This is a genomic window from Oceanospirillum sp. (assembly GCF_982874595.1).
Genome location: NZ_CEYNZH010000076.1, coordinates 1 through 11,178 on the forward strand (window position 1 = coordinate 1; position 11,178 = coordinate 11,178).

Consider the following 11,178-nt stretch of genomic DNA (forward strand, 5'->3'; position numbering starts at 1 on the left):
CCCTGATGCTGATGCGACTGGGGGATCAGGGTGCCCGCAGCAGAGGTCTGTCGCTAATCCCAGTGATGATTACCCTGCTGTTGATTGCGCTCTGGCTAACGGCAAGCGTGATTTCCTCTGTCGGACTGATCGGATTTATTGGCTTGCTGACCCCACAAATTGCCCGGCAGTTCGGTGGGCAATCCGCAAGACAGGAGATGCTGGCCAGCGCACTCATTGGGGCGCTCCTGCTTTGTCTGACCGATATTATTGCCTTAAGGGCAACAGATTTTTTTGGTCAACTTGTTCCCAGTGGAGCAGCTGCGGCCCTTATTGGTGCTCCGGCCTTGATTCTTCTGGCGATGACGCGAAAGAACAGCGAAAAAGCCCCGTCTGAAGCGATCAGACATGATAGCGCTTTTTCCAGCCATGCAGAGCAGCCCTGGCTGACCCGTTCGCCTAAAAAAGCGTGGAGCACGGTCTCTCTGACAATCGTGGCAATTCTTTGTCTGGCACTGTTTGTCTTTCCTAAAACCGTACTGAACGGCTCGACAGTGCACACAGTATGGGGCTGGTTCTGGCCGGAAGGTTATCTCTGGCAGCTGCGTTGGCCAAGGGTTCTGACCGCTCTGATGGCAGGGTTTGGTCTGGCTGTTGCCGGCACGGTGCTGCAGCGGCTGATACGTAACCCACTGGCCAGTCCGGACATTCTGGGACTATCAGCAGGGGCAACACTGAGCATCGTGGTTTTTATTCTGATTTTTGGTGTGCAATGGCTGATTTTCAGCCCGTTAATCGCTTTTGGCGGCAGCTTTGCGGTGCTGGCTCTCTTGCTGTTTCTGGGTAAAAAACAGTCCTTTACGCCAGGAATAATGGTATTGAGCGGGATAGCCCTGACAGCCCTGCTGGATGCGATTCTGCAGTTTACTCTGGCAAGCGGCACGGATGAGGTGTTTTCACTGCTGTTATGGATGTCGGGTTCCACCTATAAGGTAACAGGCCAGCAGGCCATCATTGTCAGCATTGGTGTGTTGATATTGTCAGCTTTGACACTGGTTTGGCACCGGGCGCTGACGTTGATCGCCATCAGTGATGATGTGGCACAGGCACGTGGCATTCACCTGGGTAAAACCCGAGGCTGGTTGCTGACCCTGATCGCCGGTATCTGCGCGTTAATTACGGCTGTCATCGGGCCGGTTTCGTTTATCGGGCTGTTGTCGCCCCATCTGGCGAACCTGCTGGGGGCAAAGCGCATTTTGCCTCAACTGGTGCTCGCCTCAATTGTCGGCGCATCTCTGCTGGTGTTGTCGGATTGGATAGGGCGGGTTGCGCTTTATCCGGTTCAGATCTCTGCCGGTGTTATCGCCTCTCTGATCGGAGGCAGTTACTTTATCTATCTGTTAACCCGTCAGAAAGTCTGATCAATCATTTATTCAACCATCACTGACGCTGCAGGGGAAAGGTATCAATCCAATCAGCTGCTGCAGCGTCCATTCCACAAATATCCCCACAGGTAACGCCATGTTCAGACTCTTTGAACGTTTAACCGAGCCCTTTCCACAAGCGTCTCCGGCTCTTGAAGAAAAAGGGCTGCTCTCTTTTTATCGGCAATACAGTCAGGGCTATACCGGTGTGCTGTTGGCACTGGGTTCACTGACTGCAGCCATTGCCATCATTGAGTTGATTCTGTTTGGCTTTATAGGCGAATTGGTCGACTGGCTGGGACACCGGGACCCTGCAACCCTTTGGCAGGAAGAATCGACAACCCTGATTACGATGTCAGTGCTGGTACTCATCGCTTTGCCTCTGACCGTCGTACTGCACTCTATGCTGTTCCACCAGAGTATTACTGTTAATTTCTCTATGGCGGTTCGTTGGATGGCTCACAGAAGACTGCTGGATCAGAGCTATAGCTTCTATCAGGATGAATTTCCGGGTCGTTTAGCGGCAAAAGTGATGCAAACCTCTGAAGCCTTCCGGGAAAGTCTGGTGAAACTGATGGAATCCCTGCTTTACGTGGTGATCTATGTCGGGGGTATGATCTATCTGATGGCCTCTGCAGACTGGCGTTTATCCCTTCCGCTTTGTGTCTGGGCGATCTGCTATCTGCTGCTTATGGCGCGGGGGTTACCCAGTTTAAAAACCCGTGCACAGGAACAGGCGGATGCGCACTCAGTAATGACAGGCCGTTTGGCCGACAGTTACACCCATTTCAGCGCCGTAAAACTTTTTTCCCATGCTGGTCGCGAGTCGGATTATGCCAGGGAGGGGATGAATCAGTTTCTGAAGGCGGTATACCCACTGATGCGGGTCGTTACCAGTCTGAATGTCTCAGTGTGGCTGCTGAACGCCGGGCTGATTTTTGCCACAGTGGCACTGGCTTTATGGCTTTGGAGTCAAAATAGCGTCACAACCGGGGCAATTGCTGTTGCCATGGCACTGACCCTAAGACTCAAAAACCTCTCTCAGTTCATCATGTGGGAGGTCGCCGCCCTGTTTCGTAATATCGGAGCCGTGCAGGATGGCTTTAAAACCCTGGTCAGGCCCCGCCAGGTTCAGGATCATTCAGAAGCTCGGACACTGAAAGTACAGCAAGGAGAGATTTGCTTTAATCAGATCAGTTTTGCTTATCAGCCTGAAAAACCGGTATTTCGGAATCTTAATCTGACAGTAAAAGCCGGGGAAAAGATCGGTCTCGTGGGGACATCCGGTGCAGGGAAATCCTCACTGATTCACCTGTTACTTCGCTTCTACGATCCGGATAAGGGCGAGATCAGCATCGATGGTCAAAATATCCGACAGATGACTCAGGACAGTGTTCGGGGATCGATCGGTGTTGTCAGTCAGGATACGGCACTGTTACATCGTTCTGTGCGTGAGAACCTTCTCTATGGACGTCCGGAGGCCACCGAAGAAGAGATGATTCAGGCCTGCAAACAAGCTCAGATTCACGATGTCATTATGGATCTTGTGGATGCCGAGGGCAGAACCGGCTACAACGCCTTTGTTGGCGAGCGTGGCGTTAAGCTATCCGGTGGCCAGCGTCAGAGGATTTCAATAGCCCGGGTTCTGATCAAAGATGCACCTATTCTTGTGCTGGATGAAGCAACTTCAGCACTGGATTCTGAGTCTGAAGCCGCCATTCAGGAGCAACTGGAAACCCTGATGCAAGGTAAAACCGTGATCGCCATTGCCCATCGGCTATCAACGCTTTCAGAGATGGACCGGCTGATTGTGCTCGACAGAGGAGAGATCAGAGAGCAGGGCAGCCACATTCAGCTGATCGCATCAGATGGCCTATACAATCGACTCTGGATGCGGCAGACAGGAAATTCCATCTAATGATCGATAATTATTATCACACGATAATGATAACGATTTTTATTTAATGTATTGTACCCCTCTCAATTCAGGAGGGGTATTTTCTAAATGACGTTTAAAAAGCACTACTTAGCACAAAGCATCAGCCTTATTCTGCTAACCTCAGTTGCCGCTTCTGCCACTGCAGAAGATCAGGCCGCTGTTAAGCTGGACACCCTGGAAGTCAACGCTCAGGACAACAACCCTGATAGCTACACCGCACCGGACGCGGCCACAGCCACTAAGATGAAACTCTCTTTGCGTGAAACTCCTCAGGCGGTCTCCGTCATCACCCAAGCCCAACTGGACGACTTTAACGCAACAGATCTGAACGCTGCACTGGATCTCACGGCCGGAGTGACTGTAGAGCGTATCGAAACCGACCGCTCTTACTACACCGCCCGCGGCTTTGATATCACTAACTTTCAGTTTGACGGTGTCGGTCTGCCAACCACCAGCGGAAATCTTTTTGGCGACATCGACAGCGCCATCGCAGAACGGATTGAAGTGCTAAAGGGTGCCAACGGTCTGATGTCCGGCACTGGCAACCCTTCTGCAACAGTGAACATTATCCGTAAGCGTCCCACAGAAGATTTTGCCGCATCTGCCAGTGTTTCCGCGGGCTCCTGGAACCAAAAACGCCTGGAAGGGGATGTCTCCGGCAATCTGACAGAATCCGGCAATGTCAGAGGACGCTTGGTAGTCGCAGGGCAGGATGGCGAGTCGTATCTGGATCGCTATGAAAAACAGCGCACTCTTTTCTACGGTGTTCTGGAAGCTGATCTCAGCGATGCCACAACCTTAACGGTTGGACACTCGACGCAGGATACCCAAGCAGATAGCCCTATGTGGGGTGCGCTCCCTCTCAAAGACACGAATGGAAACGCATTCGATTACGACAGATCTGCCAGCACTGCAGCAGACTGGGCTTATTGGGACAACAAGATCGATAGCAGCTTTATCGAACTGAAACAGGATCTTCCTGAAAATTGGCAAGGCACCGCTGTACTGAACCGCACAAAACGGGTTTCAGAGAGCAAATTACTCTACGTTTATGGCTCAATCGCAGCGGATGGTTCAGGGGCTGTTGCCTACCCATCGCTGTACGATAAAACAGAAACTGAAACCAGTCTGGATATGTATGCGAATGGTCCATTCCAATTTGCCGGGCGAACACATGATGCCATTCTGGGGCTTCAGATTAACCGTTCAGAATCTGAGGAAGAGTCTGTTTACGCCAACCCTCGTACCTTCGGCATAAACCTTGACGATGCAATGAAGGGTAATGTGGCTGACGTTCCTATCAATGGCGTATCCAGTGGTGGTAACTGGGACTATTCCGGCGAAAGCCTTTACGGAGCCGGACGTTTCTCTGTAACAGACCAGCTATCGGTTCTGGCAGGGGCTCGTATCAGCCAGTTGGATATTGATGGTGAGTCTTATGATAAAACCAAAAATACCTCTTTTGACGGAGAAGTAACCCCTTATCTCGGCGCTGTTTACGATCTGACTGATCGACACTCCCTCTATGCCAGTTACACTCAGATTTTTACTCCCCAGACAGAACTCGATGCCAACGGAGATCAGCTCGATCCGGTTAAAGGCTCAAATATCGAATTTGGTATCAAGTCTGAATTTTTGCCCGGCATTATTGCCACAGCCTCGGTATTTAAAAGTCAGCAGGATAACGTTGCTGAAGTCGCGGGTACTCATGGGGCAGATAGCTACTACAAAGGCGTTGATGGTGTAACCAGCCAGGGTTTTGAATTGGATATCGCAGGAGAACTGATCTCAGGCTGGCAGGTAAGTGCCGGTTATTCCAAAATCAAGGTTGAAGATGCCGACGGTAAAGAGGTAAAAAAAGAAGTGCCGAAAGAGATGTTTACCGCTTCAAGCCAATACCGCCCGGGTTCTTTGCCTGAGCTGAAAGTTGGTGCCAGTGTGAAATGGCAGGGAGAAACCGAAAACATCGTTGTCTCTCAGAAATCCTATACTCTGGTAAACCTGATGGCCGGTTACGATCTGACCAGGAATCTTAACGCTTCTCTGGCAATCAATAACCTGACCGATGAGAAATACCTGAACAGCCTCTACTGGGACCAGGCTTTCTACGGAGCGCCCCGTAACCTGATGGCTAAAGTGAACTGGACCTACTAAAACCAGCCCGCAAGACAAAAGCAAATAAAAAGGGAACCTACGATAGGTTCCCTTTTCGATTGTGGTCTGAAGGCTACTCTTCAGCGAACATCCGTTCGTTTAACGGGAAGTTATTCAGGTTATGAATCTCTTTCCAGTAGCGTTTAAAGTCCGGGCCATCTTCATGGCTATAGTTCAGGTTGCGGAAGTAGCCCGCCAGTTTAGTAAAGTGCTCACGGATGGTGTCTTTATCATCCATCGGCGGATGTTCAAGCAGGCAGCGCTTCAGCAAGCGGAAAATCCGCATCTGACGCTTCATGGGTGTCGAGGCATCCACGTCATCAAAGGCATCCTGCTGCAGATAAACCTGATCCAGACACTGAGAGCGGTTAAAGGTGAGGAAATCCTGCAGGGTGACACCTTCTTCACCGGTCACCTGCATCATCTGCTGAATATCTTCACCCTGAGTCAGCAGCTTCTGCATCTGCTTCACATCATCAACCCATTCGGCATCCAGATTTTCACCGTACCAGTTACTCAGCTGATCCAGATAACGGGACCAGGAGATCAGAGGGTCAACCGCCGGATAAGCGCGTTTGTAGGCTCGATCTGCACTTAAACCCAGGAAGGTTTTCACGGTACGCAGCGTTGATTGCGTCACCGGCTCTTCAAAGTTACCACCGGCCGGGGAAACGGTGCCGATTAAGGTCAGACTGCCTTGCTCACCCTCGTTGTTACGGATCAGACCGGCACGCTCGTAAAGGCTTTTCACCGAGGAATCCAGATACGCCGGGAAAGCTTCTTCACCCGGAATCTCTTCCAGACGGCCGGAGGTTTCGCGCATCGCCTGGGCCCAACGGGAGGTGGAATCGGCGATCAGCAGGGCGTTGTAGCCCATCTGGCGGTAATACTCACTCAGGGTGATACCGGTATAGATCGAGGCCTCACGGGCGGCTACGGGCATGGATGAGGTATTACAGATAATGATGGTACGGTCCATCAGGGTGCCACCCTTAGGATCGGGCAGGGCAGGGAACTCTGTAATCGTTTCCACCACCTCACCGGCACGCTCGCCGCAGGCCACGATAATCACGATATCCACGTCTGAGAAACGTGAAATCAGACTCTGCAGAACCGTTTTACCTGCGCCGAAGGGTCCCGGAATACAAGCGGTGCCGCCTTTCGCAATCGGGAAGAAGGTATCAATCAGACGAATTGAAGTCAGCAGCGGCTGTTCCGGGTATTCACGTTCGCTGTAGCGCTGGGCTAGCAAAGGCTGACACACAGGAATACGAACCGGCCATTTCTGCTGCATGGTCAGTTCGTGTTCGTTACCCTTATGGTCTTTGTATCGGGCGATAGGCGTTGTCGTGGTGAACGTCCCTTCCTGAATCCAGGTGACTTCAACTTCGCCAACCTGATTGAAGGGCACCATGATCTTATGTTTAAAGCGACCTTCCTGCACATGGCCGACCGGATCACCCGCCTTAAGACGACTGCCCACTTTAACCGTTGGCTGGAAAGCCCACTGTTTCTGGCTGTCGATACCTTCTACCTGAAGACCACGGGGCAGAAAGAAGCCATGCTGACCGGCAATAATTTCCAGTGGGTTCTGCAGACCATCATAAACCTGACCCAAAAGGCCGGGGCCAAGAGTCACAGAGAGCATCTGGCCGGATTGGCGCACCGCATCGCCAATGGCGACACCACGGGTATTCTCAAATACCTGAACGTCAGCTTCACCATGACGAACACGCAGAACTTCGGCCTGCAGATATTCCTGTCGGTCATCGGCAGGAATACGAGACGGACAGATGTAGACCACCTCGTTTTTAATTAGGGGGTAAAAGTTACCCTGTTCATCCTTTTCCAGTCTCAGGGTGACAATATCATCCCGAACACCGGTTACACGGGCTGTAATCTTTACATCCTTCATTAGGAAAGTTCCTCAAAGGCTGATTCTATATGTTCCCTGATGACAGGTGCGTCAATCAGCACCTCAGCCATGGACTCAAACGTTTCGAGCGCCTGCTGGGCGTCATTCTGGATCTGTTTTTCAGCCAGCCCCCAACGCAATACAAAGCAGATAACGGTTTCAATCGTGAAATGGTGGCTGCGCTCAATCCGAAGCAAGTTTTGCCAAAGCCGTTGATTAATCTGTCGCTCAACCTCACCAGCGGCGCCTTTTTGCATCAGCGGCTGCAGATCTGCCATCAGGGGGAGGGCATCTTCCAGACCAAATGAGGGTTCATGCCAATGCTGGCGAATACGGGTTGTCCAGCGCCCCAGGCCATAAAACTGTTCGGGACCTTTATCACCCTGAAGACGCTGCCGCAGAGCCGCAAGCAGGCTCTGCCACTCCAGACGGTACTGAATACACTGACGAATCTCATCGGACTGAATATGAGTCAGCTGATATTGCCACTGATATACCAGCTTCTGATCAGAGAGAACTTCCGGCTGCTTTGAACCAAAGTGATAGAGACTCTCTGCCAGTTTTAACTGTTGCTGATCTTCCTCGGTTAGCATCGTGAGACGGCGATCCAGAGCAATTCTGGAGATCGGCATCTGCTTACACTTCGCCAATGGAGGGAGGTCAGGCAATGCGGTAACCAGGGTATAGTAGCTCACTAGCGGATTACTCCCTCAAGCAGTGCGCGAAATCGTGGTTGCAGATGGCGTAGCAACAGGTGAGATACGGCGCTGTCGGTCAGATCAACTTCCACTTCCTTGCCAACAAGGCGAACACGGATGCCGTTACCTTTATGGGTATCAAAGCTGACACCATCCCGCAGCAGCTCCACAGACAAAGACTGTACAAACTGACTCAGGCGACCGGTCTTGTACTCATCAGCATTACGACGCAGTTCGTCCAGTCCGATGATGTTCTCCGGCAGCAGGACTTCAACCTTGTCAGACTCATCCAGACCGGCATCTTTTGCGGTGCGCCCCACCAGTTCAAGCACCATACGCTGAACAAATTCAGGATTGTTCATCTGCTGCTCGATCAGGCGTTCCACCTGATCGGTAAAGCTTCTGGCCAGCCTCTCTTTGACATCCAGAAGCAGATCCCGGGCAGCCATTTTCAACGCATCTTCACCAGCCTGCTGCCTCTGAGCGGCTTCCCGCTTAGCCTTGCTGATCATGGCATCCGCTTCTTCACGGGCCTGTTTCAGCAGCAGATCAGCTTCTTTTTCGGCATCACGCAGAATTTGTCCGGCCTCAGAGCGCCCTTTATCAACACCTTCCTGACGTAGTTTGTCGATCAGGGCTTCAATCCCTGAGGAGGCGTGATTTTTCTCAATATCTGTCATAGCGGACTTCTCCCTGTACTAACGATGATCAGGCCGGTACACCAGCACTGATAACCAGAGCGAAGATAAAGGCAAATACCGCAAAACCTTCAACGATGGCCGCCGGTGCCAGAGACATACCGAAGATCTCGGGACGAATTTTTGACACGTTGATAGCCGATGCACAGCTACGACCCTGATAAATCGCACTGAACATCAGTGCCAGACCACACAGCAGACCGATAGCCGCCAGACCGGGGGCATTACCTAGGGTCAGTTCACGGTTCAGGGCAAACATCACCACGATGCCGTAAATTGACTGAGAGGAGGGCATCGCAGAGATACCGATATAACGCCCGTGGCCCGTTTCTGTTTCCAGCAGCGCTCCAGCGGCGGCCTGACCGGCCAGGGAACAGCCAATCATGCTGCCAATTGCACCCATTGCCATAGGACCGTACAAACCTGCCCATCCCAGGGCTAAGATCAGGTTATCCAAGGTGTTACCTCCTGTTTTGAAAATGGCTGGAAGGGGTAGCCTTCATCAGCCAGACTCCAGTTATAAAATTCGATCAGATTAAGACGCAGTCCGTGAATAACACCACTGACCACTGTGAGGACGAAGTTCAGCAGGTGACCTGCCAGTAAAATTAGGATGTGTAGCAGTAAGCCGATCCCCGGTAAGGCGTTACCCACGTCAGCGGCTAACTGGTTAAAGGTGATGGCCAGAGATGCACTGGCAAGACCTAGGGCAAAAAGACGCAAATAGCTGAGTACATCACCAAAAATCTTGGTGACATTGGTCAGTGCCAGCAGGCCGGAGATCAGACGGCTGAGCGTGAATCCCGTTGCCGGGGTGGAGAACAGCAGTACCAATACAAGACCGATGCCAAAGATCGCCCAATGGATCGGTGTGAATGTGGTCAGCCAACCCGCCAGTGCAACCGAGACCGAAACGGCCCAGCCCACAGATGACAGTGCCTGATTGCTCCCCCGCCGTACCCAGGCCATCAGCAAATTGGCCAGTATCAGGTGCAGGGCACCAATGGTGATGGAGAGCGCCATCATGGCATCAAAGTCATTCAGATCGAGCAGTTTCATGTCGCCAAGCAGGGATACCGGTGCGCTGGCACCAAAGTAACTGCCGACGAGAACACCCCAGAATACACCGGCTCCCGTCAGAGCTGCGCCCATAGCACGAAGGCGACGACCGGTTTCTGTTTCTGCCATCGCTTTCCATTTCCAGGCGATAATGGCACCAAACAGCAGCGAGTAGCCCGCATCAGACATAATGATGGCGAAGAAGCTGACAAAGGAGAAAAACACTACCCGGGAAGGGTCCCAGCTGCGGTAATTCGGGGTCTGGAAAAAGCTGACCACCTCCTGACCGCCGCCATAAACTTCCGGGTTGTCGAGAAAGGTCGGGGGATTTTCATCATCTGCCGGATCTTCCTCTAACAGCACCAGCCCCTGTTCTTCGGCAAAGGCTTCCAATTGAGGGAGGTCTCGGACAGCGATCCAGCCCTGCAGGGCAAAGACTTCGCCATAATCACGGGTCTGACCGGAAACTTCTTCCAAAAGCGCCTGATTTTCGGTACTGGCAACACTTTGTTGCAGCAGAAAAATCCATCGGGTCAGGGCTTCACGCTCCCCATCTGCGGCTTCCAGTTGAATTTCTGTTTCTTCCAGCTGTTCCTTAAGCTCGCTTAAGGGTACATACCCGGTATGAGTCCGGGGGACCGGCATAATGGTGGCATCCGGCTCTTCTGCTGAAACCACAACAATATAGGTATGTCGGTTATCCCGGTGAACCTGTATCCAGGGCAGGTGAGAGTCTTCCACATCCTGCATTTTGTAGTTGGGCACCAGATAGAACCAGAGTTTCTCATGGTTCAGGTCAGCCAAATCCGGCAGGGTAAACTCACCCCAGGGCTCCAGATCTTTAATTCGCTGATCCAGAAAATCCCGCTTCTCACTCAATCGAATCCGGTTCTGACGATTCTTATCGACCTGACGCAGCACCTTGTTAAGATCCAGTTGACTGTCCCGTGTGACCTGACGCCGTTTCTGCGGGCTGCTGAGGAGATATTGCAGAGAACGCTTCAGTAACTCGGGATTGGTGTCTTCTGTCTCGACGGTTTGCTTAGTGCTGATTTCGGTCAGAGGAATAATATGCATCACACCAAGCGACTGGATCGCATCCAGCATCTCGGCTTTGCTTTGGCTCATACCGATAATTGAGGCTTTTTTAAGCTTAAGAATACTCATGCAATGCCTGCCTTAAGCCGCTTATTCTTGGCAATCTTTGAGGTGACAACTCCAGCCCGCTCGCTATCAGAGAGCGCAATGCGAATCTTGCGGATATTCTTCTCAGCCTGCGGAATCAGAACTTTATCAAACAGATTGAGACGCT

General features: G+C 51.9%; 9 protein-coding genes. 3 read left to right on the plus strand and 6 right to left on the minus strand.

Going from position 1 to position 11,178, the window contains the following annotated elements; genetic code table 11:
* The 3 genes from AC4GL5_RS17620 to AC4GL5_RS17630 form a co-directional block, all read left to right on the plus strand.
* Positions 1-1,400, plus strand: a 1,400-nt coding sequence (locus tag AC4GL5_RS17620) for an iron ABC transporter permease (RefSeq protein WP_490384114.1), incomplete at its 5' end; no start/stop codon positions are given.
* Positions 1,401-1,500: 100 nt separating this feature from the next.
* On the plus strand, positions 1,501-3,321 hold the full coding sequence (locus AC4GL5_RS17625; protein WP_490384115.1) for an ABC transporter ATP-binding protein: 1,821 nt from the start codon (positions 1,501-1,503) through the stop codon (positions 3,319-3,321).
* 87 nt (positions 3,322-3,408) lie between these two features.
* Positions 3,409-5,496, plus strand: coding sequence for a TonB-dependent siderophore receptor (locus tag AC4GL5_RS17630; RefSeq protein ID WP_490384116.1), 2,088 nt, complete (start codon positions 3,409-3,411; stop codon positions 5,494-5,496).
* A gap of 73 nt (positions 5,497-5,569) precedes the next feature.
* Here AC4GL5_RS17630 and AC4GL5_RS17635 read toward each other — a convergent pair whose 3' ends face one another.
* The 6 genes from AC4GL5_RS17635 to AC4GL5_RS17660 are packed head-to-tail and all read right to left on the minus strand — an operon-like array spanning position 5,570 to position 11,167.
* A complete protein-coding gene (locus tag AC4GL5_RS17635) occupies positions 5,570-7,411 on the minus strand; it encodes a V-type ATP synthase subunit A (RefSeq protein WP_490384117.1) in 1,842 nt (613 codons plus the stop codon).
* The gene (locus tag AC4GL5_RS17640) at positions 7,411-8,106 is read right to left on the minus strand and encodes a DUF2764 family protein (RefSeq protein ID WP_490384118.1); all 696 of its coding nucleotides are present in this window, start codon (positions 8,104-8,106) and stop codon (positions 7,411-7,413) included. The genes AC4GL5_RS17635 and AC4GL5_RS17640 overlap by 1 nt, the downstream gene beginning before the upstream one ends.
* On the minus strand, positions 8,106-8,789 hold the full coding sequence (locus AC4GL5_RS17645; protein WP_490384119.1) for an ATPase: 684 nt from the start codon (positions 8,787-8,789) through the stop codon (positions 8,106-8,108). Before AC4GL5_RS17645 ends, AC4GL5_RS17640 begins: the two co-directional genes overlap by 1 nt.
* Before the next feature lie 28 nt (positions 8,790-8,817).
* On the minus strand, positions 8,818-9,264 hold the full coding sequence (locus tag AC4GL5_RS17650; RefSeq protein WP_086479352.1) for an ATP synthase subunit C: 447 nt from the start codon (positions 9,262-9,264) through the stop codon (positions 8,818-8,820).
* Positions 9,252-11,033 carry a V-type ATP synthase subunit I gene (locus tag AC4GL5_RS17655; protein WP_490384120.1) on the minus strand — a complete coding sequence of 594 codons (1,782 nt, stop codon included), beginning with the start codon at positions 11,031-11,033 and terminating at the stop codon, positions 9,252-9,254. The genes AC4GL5_RS17650 and AC4GL5_RS17655 overlap by 13 nt, the downstream gene beginning before the upstream one ends.
* Positions 11,030-11,167: a V-type ATP synthase subunit D gene (locus AC4GL5_RS17660; RefSeq protein WP_490384121.1), complete on the minus strand. Its 138-nt coding sequence runs from the start codon at positions 11,165-11,167 to the stop codon at positions 11,030-11,032. The genes AC4GL5_RS17655 and AC4GL5_RS17660 overlap by 4 nt, the downstream gene beginning before the upstream one ends.
* Positions 11,168-11,178 lie beyond the last annotated feature (11 nt).